The organism is Arenimonas oryziterrae DSM 21050 = YC6267, assembly GCF_000420545.1.
In the GTDB taxonomy this organism is placed as follows: Bacteria; Pseudomonadota; Gammaproteobacteria; order Xanthomonadales; family Xanthomonadaceae; genus Arenimonas; species Arenimonas oryziterrae.
Map to the genome: position 1 here is coordinate 159,763 of NZ_ATVD01000001.1, position 18,955 is coordinate 178,717.

Here is an 18,955-nt window from a genome sequence, read left to right on the forward strand (position 1 = left end):
TCATGCAGGCGGAGCAACCCGACGAAGAACTCATGCTGGCCTACGGGGCCGGCAACGCGTCGGCTTTCGAAGTGCTTTACTCCCGCCATCGCGGTCCGCTGTTCCGTTTCATGATGCGCCAGGTTCGTGAACACGGCACGGCGGAAGAGCTCTACCAGGATGTCTGGCAACGGGTTATCACCGCCCGGGAGCGTTATCGGCCCGAGGCCAAGTTCACCACCTGGCTCTATCAGATCGCGCACAATCGGCTTACCGATCATTGGCGAGCGCAGTCGCACCGCCCGCCTGCACCGGAGGACGCCGTCGAACGCGCCGAACGCGAGCCCGATCCGCACACTCCCGAACGACAGCTGTCTGCATTCGAGGAACGCCGGCGCCTGCAATTGGCTTTGGAGGAATTGCCCGCAGAACAGAGGGAAGCGGTGATGCTTCGCCTGGAACAGGAATTGTCCCTGGAAGAAATCGGTGAAATCACCGGCGTCGGCAGGGAGACGGTCAAGTCGCGATTGCGCTATGCCCTCGACAAGCTTCGGCAACGATTGAACACATGAATACTCACGAGCCAACCCGGGAACCGCTGGACGAGAACGAACGCGAGTTTGCGCGCGTCGTCCGGGCGTTGCCGGGCGGCGAGCCCTCCGCCAGCCTGGACGCCCGCATCCTCAAGGCAGCCCAGGATGCCGTCGCTGCCGCCCCGTCGCGACGGGCGCGCAGTTGGGCCGCGGGCGGCGCGTTGTGGGGTATCGGCTCGGCCGCTGCCGCTGTGCTGGCCATTGGCGTCGGCTGGCAAGTGCTGGCCCCGCCGTCGTCGACCTTGCCGGTGCCGGCAACCCGTACCAGCAGTGCGCCCGCGGCGATGGAAGAAAGCGGCACGACCGTCGAGTTCAAGGACGAAGCGCCGCGCGCGTTCGACAACTCGCCGCCGCCGCCTCCAGAAGCCGCCGCTGCACAACCGCGTCCCGCACGCGCTCCGATGCCGCCACCACCGCCTCCGGCGGCGCCGCCGCCAACCGCGATGGAAGCGCCCTCGCCCTTCATCGACGAGCACGTTGCCGCCAACAGCGCCGCTGCCGCCAGCGATGCAGTCGCCAGCGCAGAATCGGACGCCGCGGCGACCGCTGCCGAACCGGCACTAGCCGCTCGGAGCAGCGGGTTGGTCGGGAAAGCCGCAGAAACCGAAAGCCGTCGCGAACGCGCGATGGATCAGGCCGTCGTAGGTGCCGCCGCCCCGACCGCCGTAGCTGCGCCGGCACCGGCTGCAACGCGCCCTGCATCTCAAGCCGCGGCGGCAAAAGCCGACTACCGCGGCAAGCCCGCCAACTGGCTCGCCCACATCCGGCAGCTGCGTGATGCGGAGGACCTGGCGGGCGCTCGCGAAAGCCTGCGGAATTTCAAGAAACGCTATCCCGACTACGTCATTCCGACCGATCTCGCGCCGCTGTTGCGCGAGTGAGCCTCTGATGAGCCTGCACACGCTGGCGGCGCCGGCGAGGTTCACTCTGGAGGTCAAGAAGAGCCGCTTTCTCGCCCAGGCGGCTCCTGCGGAAACGCCCGAGGCGGCTCTCGCCTGGCTCCGGCAAGTCTCGGATGGGGACGCCACGCACAATTGCTGGGCCTACCGCATCGGACCGGCCTATCGCTATTCCGATGACGGCGAACCTGGCGGCACTGCCGGGCGCCCGATCCTTGCGGCTATCGAAGGCCAGGCACTGGACGGCGTCATCGTCGTGGTCACGCGTTGGTATGGGGGCATCAATCTCGGCGCAGGTGGACTGGTACGCGCGTACGGTGGCTCAGCGGCCGAATGCCTGCGAACCGCACCGCGACAGGCCCTCATCGCCTGGGTCGAAGCCCGTCTGGCCTGCGACTTCAGCCTGGCTTCGAACGTGCATGCGCTGATGGTCGCCGTGGGTGCAGAAAAGCTGGGGGAGAGCTTCGACGAAACCGGCCTGCGCTTGCATTTGCGTCTGCCGGCACCCATGTTCGACCGGTTCGCCCTACGCCTTCGCGATGTCAGTCGCGGCGCGGCCCACCTGCTCCGGATCGAGACCGACATCGAATGAACACGCCCGCCGAGTCGCCACGACAGCGTCTGGTCTCGCTCAAGGGAATCCTCCCTTTCCTGTCGCCGCATCGCCGACTGTTGATGTACTGGCTGGTCGCACTCGCGATCTCTTCCACGGCCACCCTGTTCTTCCCGGTCGCCATCAAGGAACTGATCGATCAAGGTTTCCGCCAGGGAGGCGAAGTCGATTCGCGCTTTCTCCTGCTGTTCGGCGTCGCCGTCGTACTCGCGATGGCGACCGCAGCGCGCTTCTATTTCGTTTCCCTGCTCGGCGAGCGGGTAATCGCCGATCTGCGCACGAAACTCTATGCGCATTTGCTCGGACTCGACCAAAGCTTCTTCGAACGTACCCGTAGCGGCGAACTTTTGTCGCGGCTGTCCGCCGACGCCGAATTGTTGCGCAGTGTCGTCGGTTCGAGCATGTCGATCGCTTTGCGCAGCGGCATCACCGTCATTGGCAGCGCGGTGATGCTGTTCATCACCAGTCCGCGTCTGGGCGGCATGGCCTTGATCGGCATTCCGCTGATCGTCATGCCGATCGCCCTGTCGGGCCGGCGCGTACGCGGTGCCGCTAAGGACAGCCAGGACCGCGTCGCCGACGCGAATGCCCGGGCCGGCGAGACGTTCAATGCCATGCATACCGTGCAGAGCTACGCCCGCGAGCTGTTCGAACGCGATCGGTTCGCTGAAGCCGTCATGCGCTCGCTTGGCGCAGCACGCAAGCGCATCCGCATGCAGTCCCTGCTGACGGCCTGCGTGATCGTGCTCGTGTTCGGCGGCATCACCGCCATCCTGTGGACCGGCGCCCGCGATGTCATGGCCGGAACCTTGACGCCCGGAACGCTGCTGCAGTTCCTGCTTTACGCGATGATCGGTGCCGGCTCGGTCGGCGCGCTCACGGAAGTCTGGAGCGAGGTGCAGCGCGCGGGGGGCGGCATGGAACGCATCAACGAGCTGCTCGGCGAAACGTCGACGCTGCCCATTCCTGCACAACCCGCCGTGCTGCCTCGCCCATTGCGAGGCGAGGTGCGACTGGACCACGTACGTTTCCACTATCCAAGCCGACCGGATGCCGCCGCGCTGGAGGACTTCAGTCTGCAGGTGGCACCGGGCGAGACCGTGGCCCTTGTCGGCCCGTCGGGCGCAGGCAAGAGCACGGTGTTCCAGTTGCTGCTGCGCTTCCACGATCCCGAATCCGGTGTCGTCTCCGTCGACGGCCTGGACCTGAAGACATTGGATCCGTCAGCCTTGCGTGAGGCGATCGCCCTGGTGCCGCAGGACCCGGTGATCTTCGGTACGACCGCGCGCGAAAACCTGCGCTACGGCAAACTCGACGCCAGCCCTGACCAGATCGAAGCCGCCGCACGCAGCGCGGAAGCCCACGAATTCCTGCTGGCCCTGCCCCAGGGCTACGACAGTGAACTGGGCGAGCGCGGTGCGCGTCTGTCGGGTGGGCAGCAACAGCGCTTGGCGATCGCTCGCGCCCTGCTCAAGGACGCTCCCATCCTGCTGCTCGATGAAGCAACCTCGGCACTGGACGCGCAAAGCGAGCGCGCGGTGCAACAAGCCCTCGAACGGTTGATGGAAGGCAGGACGACCCTGGTGATCGCGCATCGTCTCGCGACGGTTCTCAAGGCCGACCGCATCATCGTCATGGACCACGGCCGGGTCGTTGCCCAGGGAACGCATGCCGAGCTGGTCGCACAGGGGGGGCTCTACGCCGAACTCGCCCGACTGCAGTTCGATCACTGACGAACAGGCCCGATCGCCGAAAGCCACGCTTCGTCCACGTCTTCCAAGAAAAAACCCCGCCGAGGCGGGGTTTTTCCTGAGCAGGGATCGGAGTTGTCAGGCAGGCGCGACGTTGGCCGCTTGCTTGCCCTTCGGGCCCTGGACCACCTCGAAACTCACGCGCTGGCCTTCCTTCAGCGAGCGGAAGCCGGTGGAGGCGATCGCGGAGAAATGGACGAAGATGTCCTCACTGCCGTCTTCCGGCGCGATGAAACCGAAGCCTTTCGCGTCGTTGAACCACTTTACGGTGCCGAAACTCATGTTCTACCTCGGATGCTGATCTGGACGGAATGCCACGGCCCCGTTTGGAAGCGTTTCCACCACACAACCGGCGCGTGCGCGGCCCGAGTATGAACAAGCCCTAAAGGCTTGACAACATCACCGAAGCATCGCTTCCAGCAGGTTCGGCAAGGGCGCCGTCGCCGCTTCGACGTTCGCCAGCACTTCTTCGAGGGTGATCTCGCCGGCGTCTCCACAACCGGCCGCCCAATTCGCGACCAGGGCCAGGCAGGCGTAGTCCAGACCCAGCTCTCGCGCCAGGCCGGCTTCGGGCATGCCGGTCATGCCGACCAGATCACAACCGTCGCGACGCATGCGCGCGATCTCCGCGCGAGTCTCCAGGCGCGGCCCCTGGGTTGCGCCGTAACAACCGCCATCAACCATCGCTATCCCGGTGAGCGACGCTGCCGCCAACACGTCGCGGCGCAGACTGGCGGTGTAGGGCTCGGTGAAGTCGACGTGCAAGACCTCGGTGCCGGGTTCTTCGCACAGCGTGCTGATCCGACCCCAGGTGTAGTCTATGATCTGGTCGGGGCAACCGATGACGCGTGGACCGTAGTGGTCGGTGATGCCGCCGACGGCATTGATCGCCAGCACCCGGGTGGCACCGATGTCCTTGAGCCTACGTAGGTTGGCGCGATAGTTGATCTTGTGCGGCGGCAGGGAATGACCTTCGCCATGACGCGCGAGAAAGGCGACACGCTTGCCGGCGATGCGGCCGATGCGCAGCGGCCCGGACGGCTTGCCGTAGATCGTTTCGCCCTCGAGCGCGTGCGCGCCCTCGAGAGCGGCCAATTTGTACAGTCCAGTGCCGCCGATGACGGCGAGCGCGATGGGATCGGTCATTATTTCAATGCATACAAGGCTGGCAGGTTGCGACCCTGCTCGTGGTAGTCCATGCCGTAACCGTAGACATAGCGATCGGGCACTTCCAGCGCGACATAGTCGGCGGCGATGCCTTCGACGCAACGGTCGTGTTTTTTCACCGCCATGACAGCGATGCGCACGTCCAGCGCGCCCTGGTCTTCGCACCAGTTGCGCACGGCCTTGAGCGTGTGGCCCTCGTCGAGAATATCGTCGGCAAGCAGCACGCGACGACCTTCCAGCGGTGTCGCCGGACGATGCAGCCAAGCCAGACCCGATCCGGTCGTCGCGCCGCGATAGCGCGTGGCGTGCAAATAGTCGAATTCCAGATCGATGCCGACCGACAGCGACAGCTGCGAGGCAAAGAGCATGCCGCCGTGCATGACCGTCAGATAGACCGGCTTGGCGCCCGCGTAGTCGTTGCGGATATCGACGGCGATGCGCGCGATGGCGCGATCGATCTCGACGCGCTCGAAGAGGCATTCGGAGTTCTGCAAGGCGACAGCGAGATTGTTCGGCATGGCAGTCACGCGAGTTCCGGGCCGGACAGACGGGTCCGGGCGCCATCGTAGCGCGCCTGGGCCAGCAAACCGCGCCAGCCGTCGCCACCCCGCCCCATGAGGGCCGACAACGAGGCGGTGTTGCCCGCCGGGCGTCGATCCATGGCGGCCAGCGAATCGGCGACCAGCGTCGGCGGACAGACCAGGACAACGTCGCAGCCCGCGTCGAGATGCGCGTCGATGCGTGCGGCAACGCCGCCGGCAGATTCTGCGGCGGCCATGCCGATATCGTCGCTGAAGATCACGCCGCGGAAACCCATCTCGTCGCGCAGAATCTCGTTCATCCAGCGCGGCGCATAGCCGGCCGGTTCCGGCGCGACGGCCGGGTAAACGACATGCGCCATCATCACCGCATCGGCGCCGGCGTCGATGCCTGCCACGAAGGGCATGAGGTCTTCCGAACGCAGGACCTCCAGCGAACGCGGGTCGATGGCGTCGTCGAAATGGGTGTCTTCGAGCACCGAACCATGCCCGGGAAAATGCTTGAGCGTCGCCGCCATGCCGGCCGCGTGCATGCCGCGCACGTAAGCACGGGTGAATTCAGCGACGATCGCCGGCTCGGCATGGAAAGCCCGGTTGCCGATCGCGCGATTGCCGCGTCCGAGATCGACGACCGGCGCAAAACTCAGGTCGACGCCGGTGGCCCGGATTTCGCTGGCCATGAGCCAGGCATGTTCTTCGGCGAGCGCCAGCGCACCCGCGGGATCGGCTGCGTAACGCGCGCCAAACACCTCCAGCGGCGGCAGTTCGACGTAGCCCTCACGGAATCGCTGCACTCGCCCACCTTCCTGGTCCACGCAAATCAGTTGCGGGCGAGGCGCGGCGTCGCGGATGGCCTGGGTCAGCTCCGCCACCTGGTCGCGCGAGGCGAAGTTGCGGCTGAACAGGATGACGCCCGCACAGGCGGGGTTTTGCAGCCAGTCGCGCTCTTCGGCCGTCAGCGTCTTGCCGGAAATACCGATCACCAACATCAACGTTTCTCCTCGTCCGCCCACTGCGCATAGGGCCGTTCGGCCAGGGCCAGATTGTAATAGCGCAATTCATCCGTGACTTCACGACCCGCCCAATCGGGCCGCGCGAACTCGGTGTCGGCCGAAGGCAATTCGATCTCGGCGACCGTCAAACCGGCGTTTTCACCCTCAAACACGTCTATTTCCCAAAGAAAGCCGGCGTGGCGTACGTAATGGCGCGTCTTGTCGATCAACCCGCCGACGCACAGACGCAGCAAGGCCTCGGCATCGTGCACAGGAATCGGATAGTCGAATTCCTGGCGAGTGTGGCCGAGTTCGCGCGACTTCATGTTCAGGAATGCCATGTCGCCGGCGATGCGCACGCGCACCGACGCTTTCTGCGTTCCGTCGCGCAGGGCGGCCATGTCGTTCAAATAGCCCTGGGCCATGCGCACGGAATTTTCCACCTCGCTGCGCCAGCGATCGTCGACCACGGTAAACTTTCTTTCTATCTCGATTCCCATCGCTTCTTCCGTAGGCGCAGCCCGAGCCGCGGCAAGCCGCCGATCATTTTTCGAACAGCGCAATCGACTCGACATGCGCAGTGTGCGGAAACATGTCCATCGCGCCCGCCGCCTTCAGCGTATAGCCGCGCTCGCGCACGAGAAAACCTGCGTCTCGCGCCAAAGAAGCGGGATGGCAAGACACGTAAACGATGCGGCGAATGCCCTTCAGCGGCAACTGCGCGAGCACTTCGGCCGCTCCCGCACGCGGCGGATCCAGCAGGAGCTTGTCGACGCCCTGCTTCATCCACGCCTCGCCGGAAAGATCCTTGGCCAGATCGGCCGCGTGGAACTCGACGTTGGTCAAGCCATTGCGCTGGGCATTTTCCCGCGCACGCGCCACCAGCCCCGCCTCGCCTTCCACGCCGATCACCTGCCCCGCCCGACGCGCGAGCGGCAAGGTGAAGTTACCCAGACCGCAGAAAAGGTCCAACACGCGATCGGTCGGCTGCGGATCGAGCAGGTCGAGCGCACTGGCGATCATTTTCTGGTTGAGGCCGTCGTTGACCTGGATGAAGTCGAGCGGGCGAAACGCCAACGACAAATCGAAGGCCGGAATCGTGAACGCCAAGTCGACCGATTCCGGCCACAGCGCGCGCACGGTATCGATGCCGCCAGGTTGCAGGAATATCGCGAAGCCGCTGGCCTTGGCGAAATCGACCAGGCGCTGGCGATCCGACTCGCCAAGAGGCTCCAGGTGCCGGAACACCAGGGCGATCGGGCCGCCGCCGGTAATGAACTCAATCTGCGGAATCGTGCGTTTGCCATCCAGCGCATCGACCAGGGCGGCGATGTCCGGAATCTTTTCGCCCAGGGCCGGAATCAGCGTATGGCAATGCGCGAGCTCAGCGACGAAACGCGGATTCGTTTCGCGAAAACCGACGACCGTTCGTTCCTTCTTCTCGACGAAACGTACTGAAAATCGGCCCTTGCGGCGGTAGCCCCAGGCCGCATCGCTCAGCGGCGCCAGCACGCGCGAGGGTTCGACGTGACCGATGCGCGTGAGATTGTCCATCAACACCCGTTGCTTGGCCTCGATCTGTTTTGGCTCGGCCAGATGCTGCAGCACACAGCCGGCACAGACACCAAAATGCGCGCAGCGCGGCGCGACGCGATCGGGCGACGCGACCAGCACTTCCAGCGTTTCGGCTTCGTCGAAATGGCGGTTGCGGCCGGTCTGTTTGACGCGCACGGTCTCGCCGGGCAGGGCGCCCGTGATGAACACGGCCTTGCCTTCCTGACGACCGACGCCGCGCCCGTCATGACTGAGGCCGTCGACTTCGATCTCGAATTCGCGGTGGAGTTTGGTACGGGATCGGGCCACGGGCGGGAACACAAAAGAAAGGGCCGCGGATTGTCGCAAATCCGCGGCCCCAAGGCTCGTTTTCTACCGTCCCGACGCAGGCCGGATACCGTCAGGTCGAGTTATTTCTGCTTCCAGACACCGTCCGAGGACTGGTACCACCAGCCGCGGTGAGCGCTGGACACCCACTGCTTGGCGAACGTCTGGCGAATCTGGTCTTCCCACTCGGGATGGCCGTTGGCGACGGCGATCTCGCGATAGACCGCCTTGCGGTCGCGATTGTCGTCGGCGACGAACTGATTCACCGACACGCGGTCCTTGAGCGCGATCTTGCTGGCATCGCGCACGACGACCAGACCGTCTTTGCCGAAGCCCAGCGCACCGGAGTCGAACTGTGTCTCCAGCGAGCTCTGGAAGCGCTCAGCCATGCGGTCCTGGATCGCCTGGATCGCTGGCGTGCGGATCGTGATATCGACCGTATCGGCTGCCTGCGCGCTGCTGATGAACAGCGACATCGGATCGAAGCGCGGACGCTGCCAAGCCGAGGGGTTGCTGCCTTCGGGCTTCGGTGGCGGCTGCTGGGCGGGCGCACCCTCGTCGCCGATGACCTTGTCGACGAATTCCTTCGCCGCTTCCTGCGCCTCGGCGGCCGGGAAGTAGACATTGATGGTCACGCAGGAAGCCAGAATCAGCGCGCCGGCAACCAGGCAGGGACCGGCCAACAACCGGGACATCGACTTGCGCATACCACTCTCCTTATTGAATGACCGGGGTCTGGCCTTCCGTCGCCGCTTCCAGGCGCGAAACCAACGTCGGCCAATCGACCCGACGACGAAAGCCTACCACCTGAATTCGCGGCAGGCCCGACCCTGCGACGATGATATAGCCGTCGCCGGCTGAACCCAGGCCTGTCATCTGGCAGACGTTGTCCTTGAGCTTGCAGCCGATACCCAGCCGCTCGTAGCCAAAGTCGTCGAATATCTGCAGCACCTGCGCCTGCAAACCTGCCACCAGGCCGCCACCGCCGACATTGGTGATGTCCTTGACCGCGCGCTGGCTCAAACGGCGCTTGCCCTTGAACGAGCGGTCGGTTTCGAAATACGCGTCGAAGGCGACCGGCGACCAGTCGACCAGGCGCAACTGGTTGATGTGCCCGTCCAGTCGACCCGTCATGGAACCGAAATCGAAGGCCTTGGTCATCGGCTCCAGGTCCATGTCCTGCAGTTCCACGTCCGCCGACAGCGTCGGCGCGATGCCCAAAGGCCGTTCCATGACCAGATCGGCCAGCGTCACGCTGCCGCCGAACACGTCCATGCGCAAACCGCCGTCGAGCGTGAGGATGCTATCGGCATAGCGCGCCGATGGAATCTTGCCGCCGATGGTACCGGTGAACGGCGGCCAGCCCAGGCGCTGCGACAGACTGCCCAGATCCAATTGCTGCATGCCGAGACCGAACTGGAAGCGCGCGCCGATTTCGCCTTTCGGAGCCTGCCAGCGCATGTGATCGAGCGTGATCCTGCCTTCGAGCATTTCCATCGCCACGGGCGAATCGAGGCGCAATTCGCCGTCCTTGCTGGTGAAAGCGAACTTCGCCTGCCCCAGACCGATGCCGTAGAGCGCACCGCTGCTCCACCCGAATCGGCTTTGCACCGGCGAGGCACCGCCATTCCAGCGCAATTCGCCGTCGACGCCGGCGATGGTGAAACGCGCCTTGTCGTCGATCGCATTGACGCCGGAAAAGTTCGCCTGCATCGCGTCGAGTTCGCCGCCGCGCAATTGCAGTCCGGCGACCACTTTTCCGGTCAGCAGCAGCTCGGGAAAACCGGCGGGCGCCAGAAATCCGCTCAGATACCGGTCGCGCGCGATCGTGAGGTTGCCCATGTCCAGCGCGAGATCGAGATCCGAAATCGAGGCGTCCTTGGCGAGCGTCGCTTTGCCGCTGGCTTCGAACACGCCGGGGTCCTGCCAACTGAGCACCGGCAGACGCCATGGCGCGGTGCCCTGGTGTTCAGCCAGCACGCGAATGTCGACGGGCGTCGACGGTAGCTGGGCATAGAAGTTCTGCGCGAGGAACTCGCCGCCGCGCAGGGTCAGTCGCGTGTCGACCGACTGCTTTCCGGCAAGATCCCGATAGTCGACCAGCAACCGCCCTTTCAGGCCCGCTGCCGCCAGCCAACCGGTCGGTGTTTCCAGGCCGAGCGCGTCGACGGTCAGGTCCGTACGCACCTCGAAGGGGCCGGCCTTGGGCGTAAGCACATCCACCTGCCCGCTCAAGCTTCCCTGGGTCCAGCGACCCTCCGCCCACAGGCTGGCCAGGTAGGCCTTGAGCCAATCGACGGGAATCTTTTCCACCAAGACCCGCGAACGATCCGGCGCGGCCGCCAGCGCCTGGTACTGGATCCGGCTCTTGCCTATGCGCAAGTCGGCCAGCGTGGCGCCCGCGGAAATATCGAGCGCCAAGGGAAAGCCGCCGGAGCCGTTGGCCCGCACCGGGCCGACGCACCGCCACCCGCCGGCCGCCGTGCGCGCCAGCGGACACTGCCAGTCGACATTGCGCGCGCGATAGGAAAGCGTCGGAAAATCCAGGCTCTGCGCGCGCAAGCGCATCGTGCCGGTAGTGCCGCCATCGGGCCAGTCCAGAGACAACTGCACGCCCTGCAGCGATCCGGCGCCCGTGCTCAATTTCGCAATACGCGCTTCGAGTTCCTTCGCCTGCGCGCCGGCGGCCGCGCACAGGGCGGAGAGCCAGAGCAGCTTGATGATCCAGTGCGTTGTCCGCATGCTCGAAGGATAGTCGGTTTGGCTGGCCACCGTGAGGCATGCATCAGACGATGGAACCCATGAACCTGCGCTTGCTACTACTCGAAGACGATGCCGTAAGCCGCGCCTTTCTGACCGATGCGCTGGCGGCCTTGCCCGCGCGCGTCGATGCCGCCGAGACCATCGCGAGGGCTAGCGATCTCGTCCTCGACCGGCCCCATGACCTGTGGCTGATTGATGCGCATCTTCCCGATGGTGACGGCGTTGACGCCCTGACGGCGCTGCAGCATCTCTCCCCCGGCGTTCCCGCGCTTGCGATCACGGCCGAACTGCACCGCGACGGCTTCGACCAGCTATGTGCCGCAGGCTTTCTGGAGGTCCTGCAAAAGCCCATCGCCATCGCCGCCTTGCATGCGGCAGTGCAGCGCGCACTGACGGGGACGACGGCGTTCCCGGCAACACCCGCCACAGGAAAATTGCCGGTTTGGGACGAGCAGCGCGCACTCGCCGCGCTGGGCGGTCGTCGGGAATCCCTGCAGGCGCTGCGCGCGCTGTTTCTCGACGAACTGCCGCACCAGAGCGAAGAGGTGCTGGCCGCCTGCGCGGCCAACGACGCCGATGCCGCGCGGGCCGTTCTGCATCAGCTCAAGGCCGGCTGCGGCTTCGTGGGTGCGACGCGCCTGCTTGCCGCCGTCGAAGCCCTGTCGCGATCGCCGCTCGACGGCGCGCAACGGCGACTGTTCGAGTTCGCGGTCGCCGATCAGCTGGCGACCATCGAGGTTACGGGCGATCGCGAGGCTTGATGCGCGCCAACTCGCCGAGCAGACCCCAGGAACGCAAGCCCTGTGGACCGAGATGCGAGGCGAGCACGTCGCGCAGCGCCTGACGCAGTTCCGGCAACAGATCGTTGCCCGGGAACCGGTCCTCGGCCAGGGCCAGCAAAGCCGCCCCAGTGACACTGTCGATGCCGCGACGCGGGTCGCGGATCGGACCATGCTCCGGATCGAGCCGGTAGCGCGCCGACGGATCCAGAGCTTCGCCGTCGGCCGTCGTGCCCCAGGGCAGTCCGTAGCCCAGGACATCGAGCAGGTCGCGCTCGAAGCGCCGCAGCGTCCAGCCCAGCGAATCGTGAAGGCGCAGTTCGTCGCGCACGCGCGCGTAGAGCTCGTAGACGGTCGTGAGCGGATCGTTTCGCGGCGTCAGCTTGAGCAGGAGCTCATTGATGTAGAACGCCGCCATCAAGGTGTCGCCGGTGAGCAACGGCGCGGCGTCGCTCGCTTCGGCATGCAGAAGGCGGGCGAGTTCGCCGCGAGGCATGTAGTCGATGCGGATCGATTGCAGAGGCTGCAGGCAGGCACGCAGCGGGTGGCGCTTGGCGTGCGTCAGTCCGCGTGCCACGACACCGACGCGGCCGTGATCGCGCGTGAGCAGTTCGACCAGCAAGCTGGTTTCGCGCCAGGCACGCGCATGCAGGACGAAGGCCGGTTGGGCGTCGACGCGCACGGAAGCTAGTTTCGGGGGTCGACGGCTGGACCGGGACGCATCTCAGTCCGTGTAGCCGAACCGGCTCAACGCAGCCTCGTCGTCCGACCAGCCCTCGCGAACGCGGCACCAGGTTTCCAGGAACACCTTGCGATCGAACAATCTCTCCATGCCCATGCGGGCACCGGTCGAAATCGCTTTCATGCGCTCGCCGCCCTTGCCGATGACGATGGGCTTCTGGCTTTCGCGTTCGACCCAGATCACGGCCGCGATACGCAGCATCTCGCCGTCGACTTCGAATTTCTCGATTTCCACCGTCGCCGCATAAGGCAGCTCCTCGCCCAGACGCAGCATCAGCTGCTCGCGGACCAGCTCGCCGGCGAGAAAGCGCTCGCTCTTGTCGGTGATCTCATCATCGGCATAGTGCGGCTCGGACTCGGGCATCATTCCGATCAGGGTCTTGACCAATGCGTCGGTGCCTTTGCGCTTGGACGCCGAAATCGGATGGACGGCGGCAAATTCGCGCTCGCGGGTGACCTCGGCGATGAAAGGCAGCAGGCTGCCCTTGTCGACGATCTTGTCGACCTTGTTCACGACCAGCACGCAAGGCACGCCCGATTCCTTGAGCGCGGCATAGGCCAGCGCATCATCGTCGAACCAGCGCCCGGCCTCGACGACGAGCACGGCCGCATCGACGTCCGACACAGCGCCGCGGGCAGCACGGTTCATATAGCGATTCATGGCGTTCTTCTGCTTGCCATGGATGCCCGGCGTATCGACCAGCATCAACTGGCCTTCCGGGAACGTGGCGATGCCGAGCAGACGATGGCGCGTGGTCTGCGGTCGCGGCGACACGATGCTGACCTTGGCGCCGACCAGGCCGTTGATCAGGGTCGACTTGCCGACATTAGGACGACCGACGACCGCGATGGTGCCGGCACGGTAGGGAGTGTTCATTTGTTCGTCTCGAGTTGGCCCAACACCAGTTCCGCGGCAGCCTGTTCGGCCGCGCGAAGCGAGCTGCCTTCCGCTTCGGCCGACAGCGCCGGTTCGGCAACGGTGCAGCGGACACGGAACACACGCTCGTGTTCCTGACCGAGGGTCTCGATCAGGGAATAATTCGGTCGCTCACGCTGGCGCGCCTGCAGCCATTCCTGCAAACGGGTCTTCGGGTCCTTGTCCACCTTGCCCGCCGGCAATTCGGCCAGCATGGCATCGAACCAGGGCAGGACGACTTTCCTGCAGGTTTCGAAGCCGGCGTCGAGATGGATGGCGCCGACCAGCGCTTCCAGGGCGTCTGCGAGAATGGAGTCGCGCCGGTGACCGCCGGTCTTCATCTCGCCCATGCCGAGCTCGATCTGTTCGCCCAAGCCATGGGCCCGGGCGATGCTGGCCAGCGCGGATTCGCGCACCAGACTGGCGCGGGCGCGGGTCAGCGCCCCTTCGTCGGCCTTGGGCCAGCGCGCGTGCAGCGCTTCGGCGACGATCAGGTTGACCAGCGCATCGCCGAGGAACTCGAGGCGTTCGTTGTTGGGAACTCCGGCGCTGCGATGACGCAGCGCCTGGCGCAGCAACTCGGGCTTCAGGAATTGATGGCCGAATTCTGCTGGCACCGAATCAAAGTTCTACGCTGTAATCGAACTTGACCACGAAGTCGACGTTGTAGACGAACGGCGTGCGCACTTCGTAGTTCATGTTCAGCTTCTTGGTGCCGGCGCCCGGCGCGAAACGCAGCTGCTTGGCATTGATCGAAGTGACGTAGTCGATGTCGAAACGACGCTGCAGCATCACCTGGATATCGCCGATGTCCTTGTTGCCGACGCCTTCCTTCGCGACGCTGTTCATCGCGGACTTCACGCTCATGTACTCGCTGTAGATGGGCACCAGCTTCATGCCGACCGCGGCGAAAACGCAGACCACGAGCAGGACCATGATGAAGCCGATCAGCGTCATACCCTGTTGTTTCTTGTCCATGACCTATCCCCTGGGTGGATGTGGAAGTGCCGGTTACCGGATGGTATCGCCAATCCGCGTGTAATCGAAACCATCGCCGCAGAGCGAGCCGGGGCTGTCGCAATTGAGCCAGATGACCATCGCCCGCCCGACCAGGTTGGCCTCGGGGACCAGGCCCCAGTCGCGGCTGTCGGCGCTGTGGTCGCGGTTGTCGCCCATGACGAAGTAGTGGCCGGGCTCGACAGTCCACTCCCCCGGGGGGAAGGGGCTGCCGGGCTGGTCGAGGATGACGTGCTCGCGACCGGGCAGGAGTTCCTTGTTGATCGGCGACCCGGTCATTTCCATGGATGCGCCAGTCCCCACGAAGACGCCCTCGGGGGCGTATGCCACGGCCTGGCCGTTGATGGTGACCTGGTCGTCGTTGACCGAGATCGTGTCGCCGGGCAGGCCGATCACGCGCTTGATGTAGTCCACGCCCTTCTCCGGATCGGTCTCGGAGCGGCCGGGATAGCGGAAGACGATGACGTCGCCGCGCTTGGGCTCGCCCAGCGGGACAACCTTGGTGTTGAGCACGGGCAGGCGCAGGCCGTAGCTGAACTTGTTCACCAGGATGAAATCGCCCTGCAGCAGGGTCGGCATCATGGAGCCGGACGGGATCCGGAACGGCTCGGCGATGAACGAGCGCAGCACCAGCACGAAGAACAGCACCGGGAACAGCGATCGCGCGTAGTCGACGATGACCGGTTCGATCATGTCTTCGCCTTCCTTCACCATCAGGTTGCGGCTCTTGGCGAAGAACAGGCGGTCCACCAGCCAGATCACGCCGGTCACGGCGGACAGCACGGTCAGGATCAGGGCGAAATCAAATTTCACGGGGTACGGTCCTTGCAGGGATCGGTCGGGTTATTTGTTGTCTTGCTGCAGCACGGCAAGGAAAGCTTCCTGGGGAATCTCGACCTTGCCGAACTGTTTCATGCGCTTCTTGCCTTCTTTCTGCTTCTCGAGGAGCTTCTTCTTTCGAGTCGCATCACCGCCGTAGCACTTGGCCAGCACGTTCTTGCGCATGGCCTTGACGGTCGAACGGGAAATGATCTGCGCACCGACCGCCGCCTGGATGGCGACGTCGAACATCTGGCGCGGAATCAGGTCCTTCATCTTTTCGCACAGATCACGACCGCGACGGTCGGCGTGCGCGCGATGCAGGATCATCGACATCGCGTCCACGCGGTCGCCGTTGATCAGCACGTCCACGCGCACGAACGGACCGGCGTCGAAGCGCAGGAAGTGGTAGTCGAGCGAGGCGTAGCCGCGTGAGACAGACTTGAGGCGGTCGAAGAAATCCAGCACGACTTCCGCCATCGGCAGCTCGTAGCTGATCTGAACCTGGCTGCCCATGTAGTTGATGCCCTGCTGCGCGCCGCGCTTTTCCTCGCACAGGGTGATGATGTTGCCGACGTATTCGGGCGGCGTGAGGATGGTGGCGAGGATGATCGGCTCGCGAATTTCCTGGATCTTGTTCACCGGCGGCAATTTCGCCGGATTATCCAGCGGCAGGACCGCGCCGTCCGTCGTCAGCACCTCATAGATCACCGTCGGCGCCGTAGTGATCAGGTTGAGGTTGTACTCGCGCTCCAGACGCTCCTGCACGATTTCCATGTGCAGCATGCCCAGGAAGCCGCAGCGGAAGCCGAAGCCCATCGCCTCGGAGCTTTCCGGCTCGAAGTTCAGCGCGGCGTCGTTGAGCTTGAGCTTTTCCAGAGCCTCGCGCAGCGCCGGATAGTCCTCGGCATCGACCGGGAACAGGCCCGCGAACACGCGCGACTGCATTTTCTGGAAACCGGGCAAGGGTTCGCTGGCCGGATTGGCCAGCAGGGTCAGGGTGTCGCCGACCGGCGCGCCGTGCACGTCCTTGATCGAGGCATTGATCCAGCCCACTTCGCCGGCACCGAGCTTGGCCAGGGACTTGCGTTTGGGCGTGAACACGCCGACGTCGTCCACGAGGTGCCAGCGACCGGTCGACATGACCAGGATTTTGTCGCCGGGCTTGATCTCGCCCTGCATCACGCGCACCAGCGAGACCACGCCGAGATAATTGTCGAACCAGGAGTCGATGATCAGCGCCTGCAACTGGTCGCTGCCGCGCGGCGTCGGCGGCGGAATGCGCTTGACGATCGCTTCGAGCACTTCGATGACGTTCAGACCGGTCTTGGCACTGATCGCCACGGCATCGTCGGCATGGATGCCGATGACCGCTTCGATCTCGGCTTTGACTTTCTCGATGTCCGCGGTCGGCAGATCGATCTTGTTGAGGACCGGAACCACTTCCAGGCCCTGCTCCACCGCCGTGTAGCAATTGGCCACCGACTGCGCCTCGACGCCCTGCGCGGCGTCCACGACCAGCAAGGCGCCTTCGCAGGCTGCCAGCGAGCGCGAGACTTCGTAGCTGAAGTCGACGTGTCCGGGGGTATCGATGAAATTCAACTGATAGGTCTTGCCGTCGCGCGCGGTGTACGGCAACGACACGGACTGGGCCTTGATGGTGATGCCGCGCTCGCGCTCGATGGGATTGGAGTCAAGCACCTGGGCTTCCATCTCGCGCGCCTCGAGGCCGCCGCAAAGCTGGATGATGCGATCGGCCAGCGTGGACTTGCCGTGATCGACGTGGGCGATGATGGAAAAATTGCGAATGAGCTGCATGGGGGCGGCGCGGGGCCGTCTTGATATGTAAACGCGCCATTATCGCACAGCGTCCCGGGGCGCGACCCGCCCTGAACAGGCCGGCCCGGGACGCTGACGACTAGACGCCTTAAGGCACGACTACCGTCGCCAAGCCGGTGCTTTCGGCATTGCGGACAAGCAGACGTACGCGATCTCCGGTCTTCGCCCCTTTCAGGGCCGCATCGAAATCGGACGGACTGCCGACCGGGGTCTTGCCGACCTGCAGGATCACGTCTCCGGGGCTCAGGCCCGCCTGCCGCGCCGCCAGACTGGCCACGCGACCGATCTTCACACCTTCGCCCGCCCCCAGACCCAGCTTGCCGCGTGTCGGCGCATCGACCGGGCCGACCACGAGGCCCAGCGCATTGACGTCCGGGCCGCTGCCGCCAGGCATCTGCGGTTTCTCCGGACCGGCGACCGCCGCATCCAGGGCCGTCAACACGACCACCAGATCCACGGGCTTGCCGTCGCGGATCAGTTTGACGCTGGCTCGGCTGCCGGGGGCCATCGCGCCGACGAGCGGAGGCAGCTCGGACGCGTTGCCGATTTCCTTACCGTTGAAAGCGATGATCACGTCGCCCGGACGGATGCCCGCGCGCGCGGCCGCACTGTTGTTCGCGACCGAACCGACATAGGCGCCGCCCGTGCGGCTCAGGCCCAACTCGGACAGCTGCTCGCGGCCGACATCGCCGATTCCCACGCCGAGCTGGCCGCGTGTGACCTTGCCGCTGGCCTTGAGTTGCTGCACCGCATTCATCGCAACTTCGATCGGAATGGCGAAGCTCACGCCCATGTAGCCGCCGGAATTGCTGAAGATCTGCGAGTTGATGCCGACGACTTCGCCGCGCGTGTTGAGCAGCGGACCGCCGGAATTGCCGCGGTTGATCGCGACGTCGGTCTGGATGAAGGGAACGTACTGCTGGCTGCCGTCGATGCTGGGACGACCCAGACCGCTGACGACGCCTGCAGTGACCGAGTGGTCAAAGCCGAAAGGCGACCCGATCGCGAGCACCCATTGACCGGGCTTGAGATTGCGCGAGTCGCTGATGTGCAGCACCGGCAGGCCGCTGGCCTCGACCTTGAGCAGGGCCACGTCGGACATCGGATCGCTGCCGACGATGCGCGCTTTCAGTTCGCGCCGATCAACCAGGTGCACGATGACTTCGCTAGCACCGTCGACGACGTGGTGGTTGGTCAGCACGTAGCCGTCGGCAGAAATGATGAAGCCGCTGCCGAACGAGGTGCCGCGTCGCGGCGAGTCCGGTGCGGGTCCCGGCATGCCGGGACCGCCGGGCTGGCCGAAGAAGCGCTTGAAGAATTCGGGCATGTCTTCCGGATTGGCGGGCGCCTCCTCGTTTTCATCGGGCGCCGTGGCGGCGGCGCGACGGCCGCCACCCACGAGGGCTTCGATGTTCACGACGGCAGGACCGGCTTGCTCGACAAGACGGGAGAAGTCCGGGAGGTTGACCAGCGGGGCATCCGTGCTCGCGGCCAGGGCCTGCATGGCCGGGGCAGTCGGTTTCGATGCGAGGGCCGTGGCCTGAGCGGGGCCCTGGAACTCGGCAAAAACGAGACCGGCCAAGGCGAAGGTGGGAATCAGGAGGGCAAATCGGGACAGGGATTTCATGGCGTCGTTCGTTCGCAGTCCGATGGAATTTGAGGGTAGC

General features: G+C 65.0%; 20 protein-coding genes. 5 read left to right on the forward strand and 15 right to left on the reverse strand.

Annotation, left to right across the window (positions count from 1 at the left end):
• Positions 1 to 2 precede the first annotated feature (2 nt).
• The 4 genes from G467_RS0100705 to G467_RS0100720 are packed head-to-tail and all read left to right on the forward strand — an operon-like array spanning position 3 to position 3,817.
• Entirely contained in the window at positions 3 to 551 is a 549-nt protein-coding gene (locus G467_RS0100705; protein ID WP_022967814.1) for an RNA polymerase sigma factor, read from the forward strand.
• On the forward strand, positions 548 to 1,453 hold the full coding sequence (locus tag G467_RS0100710) for a hypothetical protein (RefSeq protein WP_022967815.1): 906 nt from the start codon (positions 548 to 550) through the stop codon (positions 1,451 to 1,453). The genes G467_RS0100705 and G467_RS0100710 overlap by 4 nt, the downstream gene beginning before the upstream one ends.
• A 7-nt stretch (positions 1,454 to 1,460) precedes the next feature.
• A complete protein-coding gene (locus tag G467_RS0100715; protein ID WP_022967816.1) occupies positions 1,461 to 2,063 on the forward strand; it encodes an IMPACT family protein in 603 nt (200 codons plus the stop codon).
• Positions 2,060 to 3,817 (forward strand): ABC transporter transmembrane domain-containing protein, encoded by a 1,758-nt coding sequence (locus tag G467_RS0100720; RefSeq protein ID WP_022967817.1) that lies wholly within the window; start codon positions 2,060 to 2,062, stop codon positions 3,815 to 3,817. The genes G467_RS0100715 and G467_RS0100720 overlap by 4 nt, the downstream gene beginning before the upstream one ends.
• A 96-nt stretch (positions 3,818 to 3,913) precedes the next feature.
• Here the strand turns inward: G467_RS0100720 and G467_RS0100725 are convergent, their stop codons facing one another.
• From G467_RS0100725 to G467_RS0100760, 8 genes are all read right to left on the reverse strand, one after another.
• Entirely contained in the window at positions 3,914 to 4,117 is a 204-nt protein-coding gene (locus G467_RS0100725; RefSeq protein WP_022967818.1) for a cold-shock protein, read from the reverse strand.
• A gap of 117 nt (positions 4,118 to 4,234) precedes the next feature.
• Entirely contained in the window at positions 4,235 to 4,984 is a 750-nt protein-coding gene (locus G467_RS0100730) for an S-methyl-5'-thioinosine phosphorylase (RefSeq protein ID WP_026802222.1), read from the reverse strand.
• Positions 4,981 to 5,520: a hypoxanthine-guanine phosphoribosyltransferase gene (locus G467_RS0100735; RefSeq protein ID WP_022967820.1), complete on the reverse strand. Its 540-nt coding sequence runs from the start codon at positions 5,518 to 5,520 to the stop codon at positions 4,981 to 4,983. The genes G467_RS0100730 and G467_RS0100735 overlap by 4 nt, the downstream gene beginning before the upstream one ends.
• Before the next feature lie 5 nt (positions 5,521 to 5,525).
• Entirely contained in the window at positions 5,526 to 6,530 is a 1,005-nt protein-coding gene (gene nagZ / locus G467_RS0100740; protein ID WP_022967821.1) for a beta-N-acetylhexosaminidase, read from the reverse strand.
• Entirely contained in the window at positions 6,530 to 7,033 is a 504-nt protein-coding gene (locus G467_RS0100745; protein WP_022967822.1) for a CYTH domain-containing protein, read from the reverse strand. The genes nagZ and G467_RS0100745 overlap by 1 nt, the downstream gene beginning before the upstream one ends.
• A gap of 43 nt (positions 7,034 to 7,076) precedes the next feature.
• The gene (gene rlmD / locus G467_RS0100750) at positions 7,077 to 8,396 is read right to left on the reverse strand and encodes a 23S rRNA (uracil(1939)-C(5))-methyltransferase RlmD (protein ID WP_022967823.1); all 1,320 of its coding nucleotides are present in this window, start codon (positions 8,394 to 8,396) and stop codon (positions 7,077 to 7,079) included.
• A 101-nt stretch (positions 8,397 to 8,497) separates the two neighbouring features.
• Entirely contained in the window at positions 8,498 to 9,121 is a 624-nt protein-coding gene (locus G467_RS0100755) for a YdbL family probable chaperone protein (protein ID WP_022967824.1), read from the reverse strand.
• A gap of 10 nt (positions 9,122 to 9,131) precedes the next feature.
• The gene (locus G467_RS0100760) at positions 9,132 to 11,156 is read right to left on the reverse strand and encodes a translocation/assembly module TamB domain-containing protein (RefSeq protein ID WP_022967825.1); all 2,025 of its coding nucleotides are present in this window, start codon (positions 11,154 to 11,156) and stop codon (positions 9,132 to 9,134) included.
• Between the two features lie 59 nt (positions 11,157 to 11,215).
• On the opposite strand from G467_RS0100760, the gene G467_RS14910 reads away from it, so the two are divergent.
• A complete protein-coding gene (locus G467_RS14910; RefSeq protein WP_162140738.1) occupies positions 11,216 to 11,938 on the forward strand; it encodes a response regulator in 723 nt (240 codons plus the stop codon).
• Here G467_RS14910 and recO read toward each other — a convergent pair.
• The 7 genes from recO to G467_RS0100800 form a co-directional block, all read right to left on the reverse strand.
• Entirely contained in the window at positions 11,916 to 12,638 is a 723-nt protein-coding gene (recO, locus tag G467_RS0100770) for a DNA repair protein RecO (protein WP_022967827.1), read from the reverse strand. The genes G467_RS14910 and recO overlap by 23 nt on opposite strands.
• Before the next feature lie 42 nt (positions 12,639 to 12,680).
• Positions 12,681 to 13,574, reverse strand: coding sequence for a GTPase Era (gene era / locus G467_RS0100775; protein WP_022967828.1), 894 nt, complete (start codon positions 13,572 to 13,574; stop codon positions 12,681 to 12,683).
• The gene (gene rnc, locus G467_RS0100780; RefSeq protein ID WP_022967829.1) at positions 13,571 to 14,230 is read right to left on the reverse strand and encodes a ribonuclease III; all 660 of its coding nucleotides are present in this window, start codon (positions 14,228 to 14,230) and stop codon (positions 13,571 to 13,573) included. Before rnc ends, era begins: the two co-directional genes overlap by 4 nt.
• Before the next feature lie 4 nt (positions 14,231 to 14,234).
• Complete coding sequence (locus tag G467_RS0100785; RefSeq protein WP_022967830.1) at positions 14,235 to 14,591, reverse strand: DUF4845 domain-containing protein; 357 nt, start codon at positions 14,589 to 14,591, stop codon at positions 14,235 to 14,237.
• Between the two features lie 33 nt (positions 14,592 to 14,624).
• Positions 14,625 to 15,443, reverse strand: a complete 819-nt coding sequence (lepB, locus tag G467_RS0100790; protein WP_022967831.1) for a signal peptidase I — start codon at positions 15,441 to 15,443, stop codon at positions 14,625 to 14,627.
• Between the two features lie 30 nt (positions 15,444 to 15,473).
• Positions 15,474 to 17,267 carry a translation elongation factor 4 gene (gene lepA / locus G467_RS0100795; protein ID WP_022967832.1) on the reverse strand — a complete coding sequence of 598 codons (1,794 nt, stop codon included), beginning with the start codon at positions 17,265 to 17,267 and terminating at the stop codon, positions 15,474 to 15,476.
• Between the two features lie 109 nt (positions 17,268 to 17,376).
• The gene (locus G467_RS0100800; RefSeq protein ID WP_022967833.1) at positions 17,377 to 18,915 is read right to left on the reverse strand and encodes a Do family serine endopeptidase; all 1,539 of its coding nucleotides are present in this window, start codon (positions 18,913 to 18,915) and stop codon (positions 17,377 to 17,379) included.
• Positions 18,916 to 18,955: the final 40 nt, after the last annotated feature.

Bases quoted from the DNA above. Each gene is read 5' to 3' on its own strand.
- G467_RS0100705 (WP_022967814.1), top strand. From the start codon at position 3: ATGCAGGCGGAGCAACCCGACGAAGAACTCATGCTGGCCTACGGGGCC.
- G467_RS0100710 (WP_022967815.1), top strand. From the start codon at position 548: ATGAATACTCACGAGCCAACCCGGGAACCGCTGGACGAGAACGAACGC.
- G467_RS0100715 (WP_022967816.1), top strand. From the start codon at position 1,461: ATGAGCCTGCACACGCTGGCGGCGCCGGCGAGGTTCACTCTGGAGGTC.
- G467_RS0100720 (WP_022967817.1), top strand. From the start codon at position 2,060: ATGAACACGCCCGCCGAGTCGCCACGACAGCGTCTGGTCTCGCTCAAG.
- G467_RS0100725 (WP_022967818.1), bottom strand. From the start codon at position 4,117: ATGAGTTTCGGCACCGTAAAGTGGTTCAACGACGCGAAAGGCTTCGGT.
- G467_RS0100735 (WP_022967820.1), bottom strand. From the start codon at position 5,520: ATGCCGAACAATCTCGCTGTCGCCTTGCAGAACTCCGAATGCCTCTTC.
- nagZ (WP_022967821.1), bottom strand. From the start codon at position 6,530: ATGTTGGTGATCGGTATTTCCGGCAAGACGCTGACGGCCGAAGAGCGC.
- G467_RS0100745 (WP_022967822.1), bottom strand. From the start codon at position 7,033: ATGGGAATCGAGATAGAAAGAAAGTTTACCGTGGTCGACGATCGCTGG.
- G467_RS0100755 (WP_022967824.1), bottom strand. From the start codon at position 9,121: ATGCGCAAGTCGATGTCCCGGTTGTTGGCCGGTCCCTGCCTGGTTGCC.
- G467_RS0100760 (WP_022967825.1), bottom strand. From the start codon at position 11,156: ATGCGGACAACGCACTGGATCATCAAGCTGCTCTGGCTCTCCGCCCTG.
- G467_RS14910 (WP_162140738.1), top strand. From the start codon at position 11,216: ATGAACCTGCGCTTGCTACTACTCGAAGACGATGCCGTAAGCCGCGCC.
- era (WP_022967828.1), bottom strand. From the start codon at position 13,574: ATGAACACTCCCTACCGTGCCGGCACCATCGCGGTCGTCGGTCGTCCT.
- G467_RS0100785 (WP_022967830.1), bottom strand. From the start codon at position 14,591: ATGGACAAGAAACAACAGGGTATGACGCTGATCGGCTTCATCATGGTC.
- lepA (WP_022967832.1), bottom strand. From the start codon at position 17,267: ATGCAGCTCATTCGCAATTTTTCCATCATCGCCCACGTCGATCACGGC.
- G467_RS0100800 (WP_022967833.1), bottom strand. From the start codon at position 18,915: ATGAAATCCCTGTCCCGATTTGCCCTCCTGATTCCCACCTTCGCCTTG.